Genomic DNA, 17,906 nt, shown 5'->3' with positions numbered 1-17,906 from the left:
CAGAGCGTTGATCTAAACCGGATAAATGCCGAGGAAGCGCTGCAGATATTCGGCGAGGATCATGGTCGGCACCAGCAGCGCCAGCGTCAGCGCCCCGACCATCAGCCCGTGGCCGTGAAAGATCATCCGCAAAATCCTTGCAAGCATGAAGACCTGCGCCATCATGAAGACCAGAAGCAGGATCGACACGACGCTGATGGCGCCGGGAATGAAGAAGACCAGCGCCAGCAGCAGGCTGTTGATGTAGGAAAGCGGCACACCGAGCCAGTTGATGCTGACGACCACGGCGGCAAAGCGATCGCCCATGCGGAAGGCAAACAGCAACAGTCCGGCAAGGACCAGCGGCACGAACCAATTGGCGATTTCGACCAGGCCCAAACGGAAATAGAAGGGAAGGCCGACTTCGACATGGGGCGGCATCGACTGCAGGAAGGCCTGACGCCACCAGAGCCACGAAATGCCCATCGGCGGCAGGCACCAGGCCATCGCCCAGAAGGAGCGGTTGACGCCGCGGTCCGACATATCGAGAAACCGGAAGCCCCGCGTGTCCATACGGATCAGCAGCCACAAACCCGACAGATAGTATTGAACCTCCCTAAGCCCCGGCATTTGCGAACCATCGCTCGATGAAGGTTTCGTAGATCTGCGTCAGCGTCTCCAGATCGCAAACGGCAACGCGTTCGTCGACCATGTGCATGGTCTGTCCGACCAGCCCAAATTCGACGACCGGGCAATAGTCCTTGATGAAACGCGCGTCCGACGTGCCGCCGGTGGTCGAAAGCTTCGGCGCCTTGCCGGCAATGCTCTCGACGGCAGAGGAAAGCGATGCAATCAGTGCGTTGTTGCGGGTGAGGAAGACATGGCTCGGACGATCGGCCCAGGCAATGTCATATCTTACCGCCTCGCGGCCGGGGCGCAGGGCCCCATTCTTGGCGGCCGCTTCAAGACGGCGGATGATTTCCGCCTGCAGCGTGTCGGCCGTCCAGGTGTCGTTGAAGCGGATGTTGAAGCTTGCTGCTGCCTTCGCCGGAATGACGTTGGTCGCCGGATTGCCGACATCGATGGTCGTCACCTCGAGGTTCGACGGCTGGAAGTTTTCGGTTCCATTGTCGAATGGGGGATCCATCAGCGCGCTCGTGAGCTGCAGCATGCCGCGCACCGGATTATCCGCGAGATGCGGATAGGCGGCGTGGCCCTGAACGCCGTGGACAGTGATCTTGCCGGAGAGCGAACCGCGGCGGCCGATCTTGATCATGTCGCCGAGCGTATCTGGATTGGTCGGCTCGCCGACGAGGCAGGCATCCCAGCGCTCGCCGCGTTCTGCCGCCCATTGCAGGAGCTTGATCGTGCCGTTGATTGCGGGGCCTTCCTCGTCGCCGGTGATCAGCAAGGAAATCGAGCCCTTCGGATTGCCGTGTTTTTCGACGTACCGGGAAACGGCTGCCACGAAGCATGCGATCCCGCCCTTCATGTCGACCGCACCACGACCGAAGAGTTCGCCGCCTGAAATTTCGGCGGCGAAGGGGGGATGCGTCCAGGCGGCTTCGTCGCCAACCGGCACGACGTCCGTGTGTCCCGCAAACATCAGGTGCGGGCCATCACTGCCCAGGCGGGCGTAGAGGTTTTCGATGTCGGGGGTGCCTGCTTCCGTCGCTTTGACCTTGTCCACCTTAAAGCCCAGCGGCGAAAGCATGGCGTCGAGCGCAGAAAGTGCGCCGCCTTCGGCAGGTGTCACGGAGGGGCAGCGGATGAGCGCCTGGAGATTGGCGACGGGATCGGTAGCGGTCATGAGGGTCGAATTATCCGGCGGGAATGGCAAAGACATGGCAAGGCGGCCAACCGCCTCGCTGAACAGAACGCCGTTTGTTTACCGGATCGGAATCCGGCTGTCACTGAAAGCTTAGTCGCGCAGCAATTCATTGATGCCGGTTTTCGAGCGGGTCTGCTCGTCGACGCGCTTGACGATGACGGCGCAATAGAGATGCGGTGCCGGTTGGCCGTTTGCCATGGTCTTGTTGCCGCTCGACATCGAACCCGCAACGACTACGGAGTAGGGCGGTACTTCGCCATACATGACTTCGCCGGTGGCGCGATCGACGATCTTGGTTGACTTGCCGATATAGACGCCCATGCCGAGAACTGAGCCCTCGCGAATGATGCAGCCCTCGACGACTTCCGAGCGAGCGCCGATGAAGCAGTTGTCTTCGATGATCGTCGGGCCGGCCTGCATCGGTTCCAGCACGCCGCCGATGCCGACGCCGCCGGAAAGATGCACATGCTTGCCGATCTGCGCACACGAGCCCACCGTCGCCCAAGTGTCGACCATCGTGCCTTCACCGACATGGGCACCGAGATTGACGAAGGAAGGCATCAGCACGACGTTCTTGGCGATATAGGCCGAGCGGCGGACGACGCAGTTCGGAACGGCCCGGAAGCCCGCGGCACGATACTGGTTCTCGCCCCAGCCTTCGAACTTGGAAGGCACCTTGTCCCACCAGGTGGAATTGCCAGAGCCGCCCTTGACGACTTCCATGTCGTTCAGGCGGAAGGAAAGCAGTACGGCTTTCTTGAGCCACTGATTGACCGTCCAGACGCCATCGGCGCCGCGTTCGGCGACGCGAGCCTTGCCACCGTCGAGAAGCTCAAGCGCTGCTTCCACGGCTTCGCGAACTTCGCCTGTCGTCGACGTGTTCACGTTGTCGCGGTTGTCGAAGGCAGCTTCGATGGTCTTTTCGAGGGATGCGAGGTCGGTGGCGCTCATGAGAATTCCTTAAACTTCGAGCTTTATCCTGAAGACTAAAAAGTCCCCGGGAATTGTGATCGGCGGGATGCGATCTGCTCTATCGCATGAGCGGCTAAAATGGAATGATTTTTCGAACGAGATCGTTCCTGTATTCAAGGCGTTATAGACATACCCGGTCAGTGGTGCCGGCATTTTTGAAGGGCATTCTGAAATGGCGAAGGGAAAAAACGGCAAGCTCAGGCGCAAGGACAAAGTCTGGGCTCCGCTGAAGTCGAGCGAGATCGACAGGCACCGCGCACTGGCCGTGCCGAAGACGCCGCAAACGCTTTCTCCTTCCTATCGCCTGGCCTATGCCGACGACGACTTTCTCTGCCGCGAGGAGCTGCGGCCGATCCGTCTCCAGCTTGAACTTTTGAAGGTCGAGATGATGTTGACGGAACGCGGCATCAAATCCACCGTCGTCATGTTCGGCGGCGCGCGTATTCCGGCCCCCGGCCAGAGTGCATGGGCAGCCCGCAACGACATACAGCGCGCCAACCTGGAGGCGGCGTCCATCTATTATGACGAAGCGCGCAAGTTCGCCCGGCTCTGCTCGAAATATTCCGCTGGTTTCGATTTCCATGAATATGTGATCGTCACCGGCGGCGGCCCGGGCGTGATGGAGGCGGGCAACCGCGGAGCAGCCGACGAAGGCGCCCCTTCGATCGGCCTCAATATCGTGCTGCCGCACGAGCAGGCCCCGAACGCCTATGTGACGCCGGAGCTCAGCTTCAACTTCCACTATTTCGCGATCCGCAAGATGCATTTCATGGTACGCGCCAAAGCGATTGCGGTGTTCCCGGGCGGCTTTGGAACCCTCGACGAATTCTTCGAATGCCTGACGTTGATCCAGACGGGACGCATGGAAAAGATGCCGCTCATTCTCTTCGGCGAGAAGTTCTGGCGAAGCATCGTCAATTTCGACGCACTTGCCGAATTCGGGACGATCGCACCTGACGACGTGAAGCTGATCAGCTTCGTCGATACGGCAGATGCTGCCTGGAAGATCATCCAGGATTTCTATGAACATCAGGAATAGAACACTCGCGCGATGCGACGGACCTCAATAGAGGTAAGTCCTTGCTTACAGGAATGGCCGATTAGGCATGTCATCGATCGAGATCGCGCCGTCCTTGTTGCGATCCATGCGGATAAAAAACCTGTCGAAGGCGGCCTCGGCTTCGTGCCTGGAGATCTGGCCGTTCTCGTCGGTGTCCATGCGGCGCATCATCGATGTAAACACCATCCTGCCGCCGTCGCGCATCCCCCAGCGCTTGTCGCCGCGGCCGCGATCGCCGTCGCCGCGGTCATGGTTGGCGCGCTTCGGTATCGTCGGCTGGTCACCGTTGTCGGCCGTCTGCGCAGCGTTGGGCATGGCGTCGTCATTGGCGCCCATTTGGTCATCCGGTGCCTTGCGGTCCACCATCTGGGCTTCACGGTGCTTGCGGATTTCGCCCGGCGTCAGCGCCCCGTCGTTGTTCTCATCGATCGCGGCAAAGACCTTCTCGATGCCGTTCTGGGCTTCCTGTTTGGAAATCTGGCCGTCCTTGTTGGTGTCGAACTGCTTCAACATGCGCACAAAGGCAACCTCGCGCATTGCTTCAGCGCGCATCCCCTCGCCCATCATCCGGCGCGGTGGTTGGCGGGCCTTGTCGCCTGGAGCGGCAACGCTGGCGCCGGCTGCAGCGCCGACGATCATGACGGAGGAAAGTGCGATCAGTACCAGCTTGTTCCGAGACATCGTATTTCCTTTTCGGGTTCGCAATCTCGCTGGAGATCGCGCTCGAAGGCTAGGACCGATGCGTCAATTTGACCAATTAAACATTGGCAAGCTGAATGAAATCTTCGTAATCTAGTCCACGACCCTTGCCAGAAACGCTGCCAGATCGTCGGTGACGAAATCGATATGGTCCTCGTCGCCGCTCGTTTGTTCCCACCACTCGACGACGGTTTCCTCAAGATTGTTCGGCACGAGCAGCACAGTCTGCATGCCGAGCGCCTTTGGAACCACAAGGTTGCGCGGCAGGTCCTCGAACATGGCCGCCTTGACCGTTTCGACGCGTTTCAGTGCCATGAACTTGTCATAGGTAACCTGCGCCGGCTTCGGCACGAATTCGGCTGCGACAATGTCGAAGATGTCGTCGAAATGTTCGAGAATGCCGAGCGCACCGGCCGTCATTTCGGCATGTTTGACGCTGCCGTTGGTGAAGATGAACTTGCGGCCCGGAAGTGCCTTGATCGCCGCACCCAATTCGGGCTGAGCCGTGAGGCTCGAATAGTCGATAGCATGGGCCTTTTCCAGAAAGTCGTTCGGGTCGACGCCGTGATGGATCATCAGACCCTGCAGCGTCGTGCCGTGATCGAGATAATATTGCTTTTGCAGCTTGCGCGCCTCGTCCCGCTCCATCTGGAGAAGCGCCGAGACATAGGCCGTCATGTTTTTGTCGATCTGCGCGAAGAGATTGACGTGATGCGGATAAAGCGTGTTGTCGAGGTCGAAAACCCATTCGGTCACATGCGCAAAATCAGCCTTGGTCGGAGTGCGATCTATCTTGGTCATGGCGGCGTTATGGCATGAGCCAAGGAAATTGCCGAACAAAAAAATAGGCGCCCGATTTTCGACGGACGGAAAAGGGAAGGGATGATAAAAGGCTCCCATGCTTTTCGATCTTCCCAATGACGACACGCTTTATGATGCGCTGATCGCCCGCAGCTCCCATTACGAGGGGCTTGCCTATGTCTGCGTGAGAACGACCGGCGTCTTCTGCCGGTTGACCTGCCCCGCACGCAAGCCGAAACGGGAGAACACGCTCTTCTACGATTCCATCGCCACCTGCATGCAGTCCGGCTTCCGGCCCTGCCGGCGCTGCAAGCCGCTGGAACAAGCGGGCAAGGAACCGATCGTCGACGAACTGCTGGAAGCGCTCGACCGTGCTCCGGCGGCGCGCTGGACCGAGGATGATCTCGTCCGCAAGGGCTACGATCCCTCCACCGTGCGGCGCGCTTTCAAACGATCGCTAGGCATGACATTCCTAGAGATCGCCCGCTACCGCCGACTGGGCGAGGCAGCAAGGCAGCTTGCGAGCGGCGCCCGCGTCATCGATGTCCAGCTGGATGCGGGTTATGAGTCGGGCAGCGGGTTTCGCGCCGCGTTTCAGCGGTTGATCGGCAAGGCGCCTGGCATGTCGCAGAATCGCGAGCTGCTCTTCGCAGACTGGTTTGAAACGCCGCTCGGGCCGATGGTCGCGGTGGCCGATCAGACGCATCTGCATCTTCTGGAATTCCACGATCGGAAGGCGCTTCAGGCTGAGCTGGAAAACCTGCAGCGCAAGGCGCGCTCCTCGGTTGCCGCCGGGAGAACGCCTGCGATCGAGCAGATCGATGCCGAGCTGAGAGCCTATTTCGAGGGTAAATCCGCGAACTTCAAAACCCCTTTGGCGCTCGGCAACAGCACCGCCTTCGAGCGAGCGGTCTGGGCGAAGCTTCGGGAAATTCCTGTCGGAGAACGACGCGCCTATGGTGATCTGGCCAGGGAGATGGAAAACCCGCAGATGGTGCGCGCGGTCGGCCGCGCCAACGGCGCAAACCAGCTTGCCATCGTCATCCCCTGCCATCGCGTGGTTGGCGCAGACGGATCACTGACCGGTTATGGCGGCGGGCTGTGGCGCAAGCAATGGCTTTTGAGGCACGAAGGAAAAATGCGGCCCAAAGGGTCTGTTTGAGGAGGACGTTCTATGAACCAGGCGGAAAAGGCGAAGGCGTTCGGCGCATTGCATCAGAAGGGCAATCCGGTCGTCCTCTATAATATCTGGGATGCTGGCACGGGAAAGGCTGTCAGCGATGCAGGCGCCAAGGCGCTCGCGACCGGCAGCTGGTCGGTTGCTGCGGCGCAAGGCTATGCGGACGGCGAAAAAATCCCGCTGGAAGCGCTTGTCGCAACGGTGCGATCGATCACTGCGGCCAACGACTTGCCTCTCTCCGTCGATTTCGAGGGCGCCTATTCGACCGAGAAAGCGGGAGCCGCTGCCAACGCCGCCAGGCTGATTGATGCAGGCGCCGTCGGCATCAATTTCGAGGACCAGGTGGTTGGCGGCAGCGGGCTGCATCCGATCGATAAGCAGGCCGCACGCATCCGCGCCATCCGCGAGATGGCCGAGGCCAAGGGCATTCCGTTCTTCATCAATGCCCGCACCGACCTGTTCCTCAAGTTCTCCGATCCCGACCGGCATGTCCCGCTGGTGGATGAGGCGATCGAGCGGGCAGCCGCCTATGCAGAGGCTGGCGCCAGCGGCTTTTTTGCGCCGGGATTGTCGAACCAGGACCTGATCCGCCGAGTGTGCGAAGCGGTTACTCTGCCGGTCAACATCATGATGCGGCAAGGCGTGCCGGATGTGAAGACGTTGGCAAAGCTCGGCGTCGGCCGTGTCAGTTATGGGCCGGGACCTTACCGCGCAATGATGGAAAAGCTGAAGGAGGCAGCCGAGGCGGTCTTCGCCGCCGCGGGCCAAGCTTGAATCACGGAACGATCAGCGTTCCGGCGCCGTGTTCGGTGAAGATTTCGAGCAGCACGGAATGGGCCGTCTTGCCGTTCAGGATGACGACGCCCTGGACGCCGGCCTTGATCGCGTCGATGCAGGTTTCGACCTTCGGGATCATGCCGCCGGAAATCGTGCCGTCGGCGATCAGCGCGTGCGCCTGCGAAACCGAGAGCTCCTTGATGAGGTTGCCCTGCTTGTCGAGCACGCCGGGAACGTCCGTCAGGAAGAGCAGGCGCGTGGCATTCAGTGCGCCAGCGATGGCGCCTGCGAAGGTGTCGGCATTGATGTTGTAGGTTGCGCCGTCGCGGCCGGGCGCGACCGGGGCGATGACCGGGATCATTTCCGAACGGGCGAGCAGGTCGAGCAGCGTACGGTCGACTTCGACGACCTCGCCGACGAAGCCGAGATCGAGCACGCGCTCGATGTTCGAATCCGGGTCCTTGATCTTCTTCTGCGCCTTTTCGGCAAAGACCATGTTGCCGTCCTTGCCGCAAAGCCCGATCGCCCATTCGCCCGTCTGGTTGATGAGTGCCACGATCTCCTTGTTGATGGAGCCGGCAAGCACCATCTCGACGATCTCGACGGTCTTGGCGTCGGTGACGCGAAGACCGCCTTCGAACTTCGATTCGATGCCCATCTTCGTCAACATCGCGCCGATCTGTGGTCCGCCGCCGTGGACGACGATCGGATTGACGCCGGATTGCTTCAAAAGCGCGATGTCGCTGGCGAAGGCTTTGCCGAGCTCGGGATTGCCCATGGCATGGCCACCGTATTTGACGACTATCGTCTTGTTCTCGTAACGCTGCATGAAAGGCAGCGCCTGTGCGAGAAGGCGTGCTTGGGTTTCGCTTTCGGACTGGTTCATGGCATACCCCGCAGAATAGATCGCGGCCTTTTATCTCAAGTTCTTGACAGATGGAATAATGCCCTGCGCATTAGTTGCTGTGGCTCTTGTCAATTTGAGCCGGCCGCCGTTTATTGGCATCGTGTCAAAGACAGATGGGCCGCGGCATGACGAGCGAGGAAATCGCGCAATTGATAGGCCGCATCGCCATGGCCGACCGGAAGGCTTTCGCCGATCTCTATAAGGAGACGAGCCCGAAACTTTTCTCCATATGCCTGCGTATCCTGAACGATCGTGTTGAAGCCGAGGAAGCGTTGCAGGAGGTTTATGCAAAGATCTGGCAGCGCGCCGGGGCTTTCGTGGCCAACCAAGGTACGCCGTCCTCCTGGCTAGCGGCGATTGCCCGCAACCAGGCGATCGATACGATGCGGGCGCGAAAGCCTGTCGCCGACGAGTTGAACGGTGAATACGATCTTCCCGATCCTGGCCTCGACCCAGAAACGCAGGCCGTGTTGTCTGATGAAGGAAGGCGGATTGACACCTGCATGGAAGAGTTGGAAGCTGATCGGGCGCAGGCGGTGAAGAAGGCCTATGTCGAAGGACTGAGCTATCAGGAACTTGCCGATCAGTTCGGCGTTCCGCTGAACACCATGCGGACATGGCTGCGGCGCAGCCTTTTGAAGCTGAGAGAGTGCATGGAGCGATGACATCGCCGGATCAAAGCAAGGGAGGCCGTTCCCGTGATGAAGTGCTCGCCGGCGAGTACGTGCTTGGTGTTCTTTCGTTTCAGGATCGCCGGGTGGTCGAGGAGCGAATGCGCCGGGACCGCCAGTTTGCCGCAATCGTCAGCCGCTGGGAAACGAACCTCTCTGCTTTCAACGACGATTATGAAGTGGCCGCGAGCCCGGGCCGGGAGACGTTCAAGCAGATCGAGGCACGCCTTTTCGGCGAACCGGAGCTTTCGCGGTCCTTGTCGCGCGGCCTTTGGAATTCCGCCGTCTTCTGGCGCTCGCTGACCTTCGCTTCGCTGGTCGTTGCGATCGGTGCCATCATTTTCGCCTCCGGCAACGTTCCACCGCCGAAAGGTCAATCGCCACTGTTTGCCGAATTGTCGTCCCCCGACAGCCAGGTCAATCTGCTTGCCTCTTACGACGCCCAAAGCGGCCGCCTCCGCATCGTGCCCGTTGCGGCGGGCGGGGCTGAGAATAAATCACTGGAGCTCTGGCTGGTGCCGGCAAGCGGCACTCCAAAGTCGCTCGGCATTTTCCACTCGGATGAAGATGGCGAGCTTGTTGTTCCTGCCGATCTGCGCGGCGGCATTGCCGACGGTACGACGCTCGCCGTCAGCCTTGAGCCTTTTGGTGGTTCGACGACCGGTACACCGACAGGACCGGTTGTCGCCAGTGGCACCACGCATCGCCGCTAAAAAATCGTCTCTTCTGAAACTCTTTCTGCATCGCCTCGTACATTTCGATGTCCGGGCGGGCCGAGGCATTCCGCACGCGAACCGGCGCCGGACGTGAGGAGAATGGTCATGATGAAGTCAGCTTTGCGCACCATTGCGCTTGCCACTGCCGTATCCGCAATCGCTTTTGCTGTGCAGGCCGCCAACCCCATTGTGGGTGGCGCTCCGATGTTCCCGACGAAGAACATCATCGACAATGCCGTCAACTCGAAGGACCACACCACCCTGGTCGCGGCGGTGAAGGCCGGCGGTCTTGTCGGCACGCTCGAAGGCAAAGGTCCATTCACGGTTTTCGCACCGACGAACGAGGCTTTCGCCGCCCTGCCGAAGGGCACGGTCGAGACGCTTCTCAAGCCGGAAAACAAGGCCGCGCTCGTCAAGGTGCTGACCTGCCACGTGGTTGCGGCAGATGCGATGGCGAAGACCGTCGCCAAAATGATCAAGGACGATGGCGGCGAACACGACATCAAGACGGTCGGCGGCTGCGTGCTGAAAGCCAAGGAAAGCATGGGCAAGATCACGCTGACCGATGAAATGGGAGGCACAGCACGCGTGACGATCGCCGACGTCAAGCAGTCGAACGGCGTTATCCATGTCGTTGACAAAGTGCTTCTGCCTAAGACGTGATGGATTTATGGACGAAGGAGGGGAGGCGCCTGGGGGCGCCTCCCCTCAGTTCCAGTTTTTGATCTCGACCGTTTCGGCAATGGCTTGGCGCAACTCATCCAATCCCTCGCTCTTCTCAGAAGAGGTGGCGATAACGAATGGGAAGGCCGCCGGACGCTTTTTGATCTTCTCTGCCGTTTCCGCGAGCAGCTTGGCGACCGCGGGCGGCTTGATCTTGTCGGTTTTGGTCAGAACAATCTGGTAGGAAACGGCGGCCTTGTCGAGCAGGCTCAGAACGTCATCGTCGTTCTTCTTGATGCCATGACGGCTGTCGATAAGCACGTAGACGCGCTTCAGCGTAGCGCGGCCGCGCAGATAATCGAATACGAGTTTCGTCCAGGCGTCGACCTGGTCTTTCGGCGCTTGCGCATAACCGTAGCCCGGCATATCGACGAGCGCCATCGGCGGCAGGTCGCCGCCTTCGCCGGTATAACCCTCCGGAACGAAGTAGTTCAGCTCCTGCGTCCGGCCCGGCGTATTCGAGGTACGCGCCAGTCCCTTATGTCCGACAAGCGCATTGATGAGCGACGACTTGCCGACATTCGAGCGCCCGGCGAACGCCACTTCCAGCGGCCCTTCCGGTGGCAGGAACTTCATGGAAGGCACGCCGCGGATAAAGATCCACGGCCGCCCGAAGAGTGGCTTTTCGTTGTTTTGCGTCATTCCGCTTTTCCAGCGCGTCCTAATCCATTGCGCATAAGGCATTCAGGTTTCGCATGATTTTGTCAACCAACGGTCCCCGATGCGCCCTCATTGGAAACAGGTTGCCGAAAAGAAAAAGCCCCGCCGAAGCGAGGCTTCCTCATTCATTTCGATGGCGCCGGTTTTCGCCGGAACAAGCCCTTGAGATTGTCGAAGAGCTCGATCTTTACACCGTGGCGGCGCATGATTACCCCCTGCTGAATCACGGAGAGCGTATTGTTCCAGGCCCAATAGATGACGAGGCCGGCCGGGAAGCTTGCCAGCATGAAGGTAAAGACCAGCGGCATCCAGTTGAAGATCATCGCCTGCGTTGGGTCGGGCGGCGTCGGGTTCATGCGCATCTGCACGAACATCGTCACACCCATGATCAGCGGCCACACGCCGAGATGCAGGAGGGCGGGCGCTTCGAAGGGGAGCAGGCCGAAGAGATTGACGATCGTGGTCGGATCGGGGGCTGAGAGGTCCTGAATCCAGCCGAAGAACGGCGCATGCCGCATTTCGATCGTGATATAGATGACCTTGTAGAGCGCGAAGAAGACCGGAATCTGCAAGGCGATCGGCCAGCAACCGGCAATCGGATTGATCTTTTCTTCCTTGTAGAGCTGCATCATCGCCTGCTGCAGGCCCATCCGGTCGTCGCCGAATTTGGCTTTGAGCTCTTCCATCTTCGGCTGCACGCGCTTCATGTTCGCCATCGAAGCGTACTGCTTGCTGGCGAGCGGGAAGAACAGGCCCTTGACGACGATCGTCGTCAGCAGGATCGCGACGCCGAAATTGCCGAAGTAGCGGAAGAAGAAATCCATCAGCTTGAACATCGGCTTGGTGATGAAATAGAACCAGCCCCAGTCGATCAGGCGGTCGAAGCGCGGGATTTGGTAGGAGGCCTCGTAGCCGTCGATGACCGGAACTTCCTTGGCGCCGGCAAAGACGAGGTTCTTGAGCTCGATCGACTGTCCGGGAGCAACGGTTACGGCGTCTTCCTTATAGTCGGCCTGATAGCGTGGCTGGCCATCGGTGAAATGCGAGAAGCGGGCTTCATAAGCCGATTTCTGCGGCGGCACGATCGTTGCGGCCCAATACTTGTCGGTGATGCCAAGCCAGCCGCCGGTGGATTTGGCGGGCGTGACGGCTTCCTCCTCGACGGCAGAGTACTTGCTCTCGACCAGGCCGTCTCCGATGACGCCGATGAAGCCCTCGTGCAGGACGTAGACGGAGGGCGTCGTCGGCTTGTTGTAGCGGGTAACGCGCCCGTAGGACGAAATGGAAGCCGGCGTGCTTCCGCTGTTTGTCACCTTGTCCGTGACGGTGAACATGTAGCGGTCGTCGACCGAAATCGTACGCGCAAAGGTCAGGCCTTTGTCATTGGTGTAGGTCAGCGTCACCGGGGACTTGTCGGTGAGCTTGGCGCCTTCCGGCGCCGTCCATACGGTCGACGGACCGGGAACTGCTCCCGTCTCGTCGCTGCCGATATAGCCGAGTTCGGTAAAGTAGCCGTCCTTGGTGTCAGCCGGCGAAAAAAGCGTAATGATCGGGCTGCTCTTGTCGACCGTCTCGTGATAACCTTTGAGCTTCAGGTCGTCGAGGCGGGCACCTACCAGGTTGACGGAGCCAGACAGCGCTTCCGTGTCGATGGCGATGCGCGGCGCCTTAGCAAGCGCTTCCTCGCGCGTTGCGGTCGCGGCGGCTTGGCCGGTCGGCGCGGCGCCACTTGTTTGCGGTGCGGGCTGGCCGCCTGGAGCAGGAGCCTGCGTTTGCTCGCTCTGCTGCTGCGCTTTTTGGGCTTCCTGCGCTTTGCGCTGAGCCTCGATGCGCGGGTTCATGTAAAGAAACTGCCAGCCGAGAACGATCAGCACCGAGAGAGCGATCGCAATGAAATAATTGCGGTTGTTTTGCATCATACGTTCCTGGGGCGTCCGTCGGAGGATCGCCTATGTTTCGGCTTGCTTTCGACGCGTGCCTTAAGCTCCGCGCTCAATTCCTTGAAGGACGCCGTCAGGCAGTCTCTTCGCGCGACAACCACATAGTCGTGTCCGGGCTGCATTGCAAATCCCACATGAAGCCGCACCGCCTCTTTGAGGCGGCGGCGCATGCGGTTCCGTTCGACCGCGTTGCCATGTTTTTTTGTGACGGTGAAGCCGACGCGGGCTTCGGTTTCGGGCTCTTTCCGGTCGAGAACCTCGAGCAGGAAGAGGCCACCCTTGCGCTTTTCGCCGTTGCGGACAGCAAGAAACTGCGGGCGGCTTTTCAACCGCCCTGCAGTATTTTTTTCAGTGGTCGTCAATTCGCCCGCCATCTGTTATCGGGCAATCCGGCCTTAGGCCGAAAGACGCTTGCGGCCACGCGCGCGGCGGGCAACGATGACCTTGCGGCCGCCCTTGGTAGCCATACGCGCACGGAAACCGTGGCGGCGCTTGCGGACAAGCTTCGATGGTTGGTAGGTACGCTTCATTTATTTAAACACCGCGGAGTGCGGCCCTTCTTGAATTTGCATATTGCAAGGAGCGTTGTTTTTCGAACGGGCGAGGCCAAAGACCGAAGTGACCGAACGTGCGGCGGCTTATACGGATGAAGCCTCGAGAAGTCAATTATCGCCCGGTGATTCATCGGCCGGCCGTTTAAGACTGCAAAAATTCGCATTAAGGTATTAACTATTGTGCTCAACACGTCGAAAGGTTGAATTTTGCTGATTTTGTCTTGATGGGCATGCTATCGGCGATGTTTCTACTGAAGTTTATGCAATTTTTGCGAAGAATGCCGTCGATGCGCGGATAATATGGATAATTTTTTGTAGTACTAAACCATCGCATTCGAAATGTAACATTAAGACATTTAGCCGATCTTCATTCTATCGGCTGGGAATTTGCTTTCCAGACTGTCGTTAGTCCCTCAGGAGGCATTCCGTTGAAAATCCGCGGCAAGATCAATTTGCTCGTTTCCGTTATGGCAGCTGTCGCCCTAATTATTGGCGCAACCGCCCTTATTGCCATGAACGAGTACAACAACAAATTCAGCGCCTATAAGAGTGCCTCACAGCGTGCCTATGCTGGCGAGCGGCTGAACCGCTTCGTGACGGCAACAGTCATGGAAGCCCGCGGCATCTACGCTGCGAAGGAAATCAAGGATACCGGCAACTTCGCCAAGGGACTGATGGCGGATCTCGACGAGATCGACAAGGTCATCGCCGGATGGGCGCCGCTCGTTCCCGAGAGCCAGAAGGAGAGCTTCGGAAAGCTCGTCGAGCGCGCCAAGGAATTCCGCACCTTCCGCACTGAAACGGCCCGTCTCGGCACTGAAGTCGGGCCGGCAGCCGCCAACACCCAAGGCAACAATGAAGCCAACCGTGCGAACCGAAAGGCTTTCCAGGCCGAGATCGATGCCATCGTAAAGACCGACAAGGCCGAGCTGCAGGCCGTCGATGCCGAGATCGAAGCTTTCCGTGCTTCGCTGTTCTGGCTCGTGCTTGCCATTACCGGCGTCGGCATTTCGACAGGCGTCGGCATGGGCGTTTACATCGGTACCAGTCATCTCAGCCGCCCGATCAAGCGCGTAACGATCGCCATCAACGAAGTCGCCAACGGCAATTTCGACGCGGACGTGCCCTATGCCGGCCGTAAGGACGAGATCGGCGAGATGGCCGCCGCCGTCGCCGTCTTCAAGGAAAACGGGTTGGCCATCAAGCGTCTGCATGCGCAGGAAGCGGCCATGCGCACCAAGAGCGACGACCTGCAGTCGAGCATGTCTGTGGTGGTCGCTGCCGCGGCTGCCGGTGATTTCAGCCGCCGTATCGAGAAGGACTATGAGGACGAGAACCTCAATCAGTTCGCAGGCAATATCAACACGCTGCTTTCGAGCGTCGATGCCGGCGTCGGCGAAACCCGCCGCGTCATTGCAAGTCTTGCGGATGGCGATTTGACACAGACCATGCGCGGCGACTTCCAGGGCGCCTTTGCCGAGTTGCAGCAAAATGTCAACAACACGTTCCAGACGCTGCAGACGACCATGCGCGAGATCCGCGAGACCACCGAAGCGATCAACGGCAACACCAACGAGCTCCGCGTTGCCAGTGACGATCTTTCCAGACGCACGGAACAGCAGGCGGCAGCCCTCGAGCAGACCTCCGCAGCTCTCGACGAGATCACGGCCGTCGTGCAGAACTCGACAGAACGGGCGCAGGAGGCCAGCATCATGGTCTCGGAAGCGAAGGATGATGCCGGCCGCTCCGGCGTCGTCGTCCGTAACGCGGTCGATGCCATGGGCCGCATCGAGCAGGCATCACGCGAAATCAGCCAGATCATCAACGTAATCGACGAGATCGCTTTCCAGACCAACCTTCTCGCACTCAACGCCGGTGTCGAGGCGGCACGGGCCGGAGAAGCAGGCAAGGGCTTTGCCGTCGTCGCGCAGGAGGTTCGCGAGCTCGCCCAGCGCTCGGCAACGGCCGCAAAGGACATCAAGGCGCTCATCACCAAATCCGGCGATGAAGTTCATGTCGGTGTGAAGCTGGTGCAGGCAACCGGCGAGGCGCTTGGCGAGATCGAGACACGCGTCATCGCGATCAACGATCACATTCACTCGATCGCGACCGCGGCCAAGGAGCAATCGACCGGCCTCAAGGAGGTCAACACCGCCATAAACCAGATGGACCAGGTAACGCAGCAGAATGCGGCGATGGTCGAGGAAACCTCGGCTGCGACGCACAAGCTCTCCGCAGAAGCCGACGGTCTCGTCAATCTTATTGCCCATTTCAGGATATCGAATGCTGCTGCAGCGCCGCTCGCCGTTGCCCGCCGCGAAGAACACCGTCCGGTCGCCTCGCCGGCGCGCCGGGTGATGAAGACCGTCTCGCGGGCCTTCGACGGCAACGCGGCGGTTGCCGGGCAGAATTGGGAAGAATTCTGAGTATCCTCGACAGTCAGAAAACGCCGCCTGCGGGCGGCGTTTTGTTGTGTGACGGCTTGCCGTCGCTCGCGAAGATTTGAAAGCGCACCTCGATCGGCTAATATAGAAGTCTGGTTTCAGGCGCTTGGCCGATCGGAAATGACGATGCCGGATCAACAGCAAGGCGGAAATTCGACTGTCGACATTGCGGCGGACGGCGCAAATGGTCGTCCGGCGGGTGCGTTCGGCGGCCTGTCGGGGAAGCTGCTTTGGCTGACTGTTTTGTTCATCATGCTCGCCGAAGTGCTGATCTTCTTCCCTTCCATCGCCAGCATGCGCATCCGCTGGCTGGAGGACAAGCTGAACACGGCTGCTGCCGCCGCCATCGTTATTGATGGTCTGCAGCCCGTCGAACTGCCCTACGCTTTGCAGAAGGAAACATTGGCGGCGACCGGCACGAAGGCGATCGTTCTTCGCAAGGAAGGCACCTCCAGGCTTCTCGCGATGAGCAGCATGCCGACATCGGTCGATGAGCAGTATGACCTGACCAAGGCCACCCCGATCAGTTCCATGGGAGACGCACTGGATACGCTGCTTTTTGGCGGCAACCGCATCATCCGCGTTTACGGCCCGGTCGGCGAGACGAACATGGGCGTTGAAGTGCTGATGAAGGAAAAGCCGTTGCGCACGGCGATGCTCGTCTATGCACGCAATGTTCTGTTCCTCTCCGTGCTGATCTCGCTCTTTACCGCGACGCTGATTTTCTTCGTCATTAATCGCATCCTGATCCGCCCGATCCGCAGGCTGACCGGCAACATGCAGCAATTTTCAGCCGATCCGGAAAACCCGCAGCATGTCTTCGTGGGCGCTGGCGGGCGCGATGAACTGGCGGTCGCGGGACGGCGTCTGACGGCGATGCAGATGGAACTGCAAAAGACGCTGAAGCAGCAGAAGAATCTTGCGGCACTTGGCCTTGCGGTCTCAAAGATCAATCATGACATGCGCAACATCCTCGCCTCGGCCCAGCTGATGTCAGACCGTCTCGTAGATGTCGATGATCCGATGGTTAAGAGCTTCGCACCGAAGCTGCTGCGTACGATCGATCGCGCCGTCGGCTATACGACGGAAGTGCTCTCCTTTGGTCAGGCAAGTGAATCGGCGCCGCGCCGCCGGCGGGTCAGGCTCTACGATCTGACGCAGGACGTGCGGGATATGCTGGCGATCGATCCGCAGAGCGGCGTTGACTTTGCCGAGCAGATGCCGCCGGACATAGAGGTCGATGCCGATAGCGAGCAGCTCTTCCGCGTGATTCACAATCTCTGCCGGAACGCGTTGCAGGCGTTGACCGGCGAAACTGCCCCTGACGGTGTCAAACGCATCACTGTCTCGGCGCAGCGTGTCGGTAGCGTCGTCAGCATCATCGTTGACGATACCGGGCCAGGCATGCCGATGAAGGCCCGGCAGAATCTCTTTGCGGCCTTCCGCGGTTCGGCCCGCAGCGGCGGCACAGGCCTCGGACTTACGATCGCGCGCGAACTGGTCCTTGCGCATGGCGGTACGATCGCCCTCGTTGAAAAGCCCGCGGCCGGCACGCAGTTCCGCATCGAGATCCCGGACCGGCCGGTTTCGCTGGAGGACTATCGTTCGCGCACCCAGTCGGAAAAGTGATGCAAATTCCGCAACTCAGCCATCTGCAACCAAACTCGTGATTTTTTTCGAATTGCTATTGCATTCACCCAAAGGACGCTTTAGAGGATCGCCCACGCAAGCGGCACGGCCGCTTTTGGCACGCACCCGTAGCTCAGCTGGATAGAGCACCAGACTACGAATCTGGGGGTCAGGAGTTCGAATCTCTTCGGGTGCGCCATTTTCCCTATAGCTACTGTGGAGTGGCAATAAGAGCCGGTATGAGGCACTCATAGTGACGCTCATTGCCTCCATGGACCACAGTCCTCAAGAAATACCCAATCATCGTGACGTTTGGCACACTTCTGCTCTTTCTGGGCCGGTCAGCGCTGAACAGTGGGATTG

General features: G+C 59.6%; 18 protein-coding genes and 1 tRNA gene. 9 read left to right on the top strand and 10 right to left on the bottom strand.

Features of this window, described 5'->3' with window-relative positions; all coding sequences use genetic code 11:
- Positions 1–12: 12 nt before the first annotated feature.
- The 3 genes from BLP23_RS05320 to dapD form a co-directional block, all read right to left on the bottom strand.
- On the bottom strand, positions 13–609 hold the full coding sequence (locus BLP23_RS05320; RefSeq protein ID WP_092583825.1) for a hypothetical protein: 597 nt from the start codon (positions 607–609) through the stop codon (positions 13–15).
- On the bottom strand, positions 596–1,789 hold the full coding sequence (gene dapE, locus BLP23_RS05315) for a succinyl-diaminopimelate desuccinylase (protein ID WP_092583824.1): 1,194 nt from the start codon (positions 1,787–1,789) through the stop codon (positions 596–598). Before dapE ends, BLP23_RS05320 begins: the two co-directional genes overlap by 14 nt.
- 111 nt (positions 1,790–1,900) lie before the next feature.
- A complete protein-coding gene (dapD, locus tag BLP23_RS05310; RefSeq protein ID WP_092583823.1) occupies positions 1,901–2,761 on the bottom strand; it encodes a 2,3,4,5-tetrahydropyridine-2,6-dicarboxylate N-succinyltransferase in 861 nt (286 codons plus the stop codon).
- Between the two features lie 193 nt (positions 2,762–2,954).
- On the opposite strand from dapD, the gene BLP23_RS05305 reads away from it, so the two are divergent.
- Positions 2,955–3,821: an LOG family protein gene (locus BLP23_RS05305; protein WP_092583822.1), complete on the top strand. Its 867-nt coding sequence runs from the start codon at positions 2,955–2,957 to the stop codon at positions 3,819–3,821.
- Between the two features lie 45 nt (positions 3,822–3,866).
- On the opposite strand, the gene BLP23_RS05300 is transcribed toward BLP23_RS05305, so the two are convergent.
- Entirely contained in the window at positions 3,867–4,523 is a 657-nt protein-coding gene (locus tag BLP23_RS05300; protein ID WP_092583821.1) for an EF-hand domain-containing protein, read from the bottom strand.
- 111 nt (positions 4,524–4,634) lie between these two features.
- Positions 4,635–5,342: a pyrimidine 5'-nucleotidase gene (locus BLP23_RS05295; protein ID WP_092584283.1), complete on the bottom strand. Its 708-nt coding sequence runs from the start codon at positions 5,340–5,342 to the stop codon at positions 4,635–4,637.
- Between the two features lie 97 nt (positions 5,343–5,439).
- On the opposite strand from BLP23_RS05295, the gene BLP23_RS05290 reads away from it, so the two are divergent.
- On the top strand, positions 5,440–6,504 hold the full coding sequence (locus BLP23_RS05290; protein ID WP_092583820.1) for a bifunctional transcriptional activator/DNA repair enzyme AdaA: 1,065 nt from the start codon (positions 5,440–5,442) through the stop codon (positions 6,502–6,504).
- Between the two features lie 12 nt (positions 6,505–6,516).
- On the top strand, positions 6,517–7,296 hold the full coding sequence (locus BLP23_RS05285; RefSeq protein WP_092583819.1) for an isocitrate lyase/PEP mutase family protein: 780 nt from the start codon (positions 6,517–6,519) through the stop codon (positions 7,294–7,296).
- 1 nt (position 7,297) lies between these two features.
- Here the strand turns inward: BLP23_RS05285 and argB are convergent, their stop codons facing one another.
- The gene (gene argB, locus BLP23_RS05280) at positions 7,298–8,185 is read right to left on the bottom strand and encodes an acetylglutamate kinase (RefSeq protein ID WP_039843756.1); all 888 of its coding nucleotides are present in this window, start codon (positions 8,183–8,185) and stop codon (positions 7,298–7,300) included.
- Between the two features lie 146 nt (positions 8,186–8,331).
- On the opposite strand from argB, the gene BLP23_RS05275 reads away from it, so the two are divergent.
- From BLP23_RS05275 to BLP23_RS05265, 3 genes are all read left to right on the top strand, one after another.
- The gene (locus BLP23_RS05275) at positions 8,332–8,871 is read left to right on the top strand and encodes a sigma-70 family RNA polymerase sigma factor (protein WP_092584282.1); all 540 of its coding nucleotides are present in this window, start codon (positions 8,332–8,334) and stop codon (positions 8,869–8,871) included.
- Entirely contained in the window at positions 8,868–9,590 is a 723-nt protein-coding gene (locus BLP23_RS05270) for an anti-sigma factor (protein ID WP_092583818.1), read from the top strand. Before BLP23_RS05275 ends, BLP23_RS05270 begins: the two co-directional genes overlap by 4 nt.
- 108 nt (positions 9,591–9,698) lie before the next feature.
- Complete coding sequence (locus tag BLP23_RS05265) at positions 9,699–10,256, top strand: fasciclin domain-containing protein (RefSeq protein WP_092583817.1); 558 nt, start codon at positions 9,699–9,701, stop codon at positions 10,254–10,256.
- Between the two features lie 45 nt (positions 10,257–10,301).
- On the opposite strand, the gene yihA is transcribed toward BLP23_RS05265, so the two are convergent.
- From yihA to rpmH, 4 genes are all read right to left on the bottom strand, one after another.
- On the bottom strand, positions 10,302–10,958 hold the full coding sequence (yihA, locus tag BLP23_RS05260) for a ribosome biogenesis GTP-binding protein YihA/YsxC (RefSeq protein ID WP_092583816.1): 657 nt from the start codon (positions 10,956–10,958) through the stop codon (positions 10,302–10,304).
- A gap of 143 nt (positions 10,959–11,101) precedes the next feature.
- Positions 11,102–12,892, bottom strand: a complete 1,791-nt coding sequence (yidC, locus tag BLP23_RS05255; protein ID WP_092583815.1) for a membrane protein insertase YidC — start codon at positions 12,890–12,892, stop codon at positions 11,102–11,104.
- Entirely contained in the window at positions 12,892–13,290 is a 399-nt protein-coding gene (gene rnpA, locus BLP23_RS05250; RefSeq protein ID WP_092583814.1) for a ribonuclease P protein component, read from the bottom strand. The genes yidC and rnpA overlap by 1 nt, the downstream gene beginning before the upstream one ends.
- 21 nt (positions 13,291–13,311) lie before the next feature.
- Positions 13,312–13,446, bottom strand: coding sequence for a 50S ribosomal protein L34 (gene rpmH, locus BLP23_RS05245; RefSeq protein WP_016552555.1), 135 nt, complete (start codon positions 13,444–13,446; stop codon positions 13,312–13,314).
- Between the two features lie 452 nt (positions 13,447–13,898).
- On the opposite strand from rpmH, the gene BLP23_RS05240 reads away from it, so the two are divergent.
- From BLP23_RS05240 to BLP23_RS05230, 3 genes are all read left to right on the top strand, one after another.
- Positions 13,899–15,896, top strand: coding sequence for a methyl-accepting chemotaxis protein (locus tag BLP23_RS05240; protein ID WP_092583813.1), 1,998 nt, complete (start codon positions 13,899–13,901; stop codon positions 15,894–15,896).
- 144 nt (positions 15,897–16,040) lie between these two features.
- The gene (locus tag BLP23_RS05235; RefSeq protein ID WP_092583812.1) at positions 16,041–17,543 is read left to right on the top strand and encodes an ATP-binding protein; all 1,503 of its coding nucleotides are present in this window, start codon (positions 16,041–16,043) and stop codon (positions 17,541–17,543) included.
- A 122-nt stretch (positions 17,544–17,665) separates the two neighbouring features.
- A tRNA-Arg gene (locus BLP23_RS05230) sits at positions 17,666–17,742 on the top strand.
- The last annotated feature ends 164 nt before the right edge of the window (positions 17,743–17,906 follow it).

This window comes from Rhizobium mongolense subsp. loessense (assembly GCF_900099775.1).
In the GTDB taxonomy this organism is placed as follows: Bacteria; Pseudomonadota; Alphaproteobacteria; order Rhizobiales; family Rhizobiaceae; genus Rhizobium; species Rhizobium loessense.
Note: the sequence above shows the minus strand (reverse complement) of the source record. Positions and strands in the feature narration are given on the sequence as shown.

Coding starts and splice junctions, on each gene's coding strand:
- BLP23_RS05320 (WP_092583825.1), bottom strand. CDS start 609: ATGCCGGGGCTTAGGGAGGTTCAATACTATCTGTCGGGTTTGTGGCTG.
- dapE (WP_092583824.1), bottom strand. CDS start 1,789: ATGACCGCTACCGATCCCGTCGCCAATCTCCAGGCGCTCATCCGCTGC.
- dapD (WP_092583823.1), bottom strand. CDS start 2,761: ATGAGCGCCACCGACCTCGCATCCCTCGAAAAGACCATCGAAGCTGCC.
- BLP23_RS05305 (WP_092583822.1), top strand. CDS start 2,955: ATGGCGAAGGGAAAAAACGGCAAGCTCAGGCGCAAGGACAAAGTCTGG.
- BLP23_RS05300 (WP_092583821.1), bottom strand. CDS start 4,523: ATGTCTCGGAACAAGCTGGTACTGATCGCACTTTCCTCCGTCATGATC.
- BLP23_RS05295 (WP_092584283.1), bottom strand. CDS start 5,342: ATGACCAAGATAGATCGCACTCCGACCAAGGCTGATTTTGCGCATGTG.
- BLP23_RS05290 (WP_092583820.1), top strand. CDS start 5,440: ATGCTTTTCGATCTTCCCAATGACGACACGCTTTATGATGCGCTGATC.
- BLP23_RS05285 (WP_092583819.1), top strand. CDS start 6,517: ATGAACCAGGCGGAAAAGGCGAAGGCGTTCGGCGCATTGCATCAGAAG.
- argB (WP_039843756.1), bottom strand. CDS start 8,185: ATGAACCAGTCCGAAAGCGAAACCCAAGCACGCCTTCTCGCACAGGCG.
- BLP23_RS05275 (WP_092584282.1), top strand. CDS start 8,332: ATGACGAGCGAGGAAATCGCGCAATTGATAGGCCGCATCGCCATGGCC.
- BLP23_RS05270 (WP_092583818.1), top strand. CDS start 8,868: ATGACATCGCCGGATCAAAGCAAGGGAGGCCGTTCCCGTGATGAAGTG.
- BLP23_RS05265 (WP_092583817.1), top strand. CDS start 9,699: ATGATGAAGTCAGCTTTGCGCACCATTGCGCTTGCCACTGCCGTATCC.
- yihA (WP_092583816.1), bottom strand. CDS start 10,958: ATGACGCAAAACAACGAAAAGCCACTCTTCGGGCGGCCGTGGATCTTT.
- yidC (WP_092583815.1), bottom strand. CDS start 12,892: ATGCAAAACAACCGCAATTATTTCATTGCGATCGCTCTCTCGGTGCTG.
- rnpA (WP_092583814.1), bottom strand. CDS start 13,290: ATGGCGGGCGAATTGACGACCACTGAAAAAAATACTGCAGGGCGGTTG.
- rpmH (WP_016552555.1), bottom strand. CDS start 13,446: ATGAAGCGTACCTACCAACCATCGAAGCTTGTCCGCAAGCGCCGCCAC.
- BLP23_RS05235 (WP_092583812.1), top strand. CDS start 16,041: ATGCCGGATCAACAGCAAGGCGGAAATTCGACTGTCGACATTGCGGCG.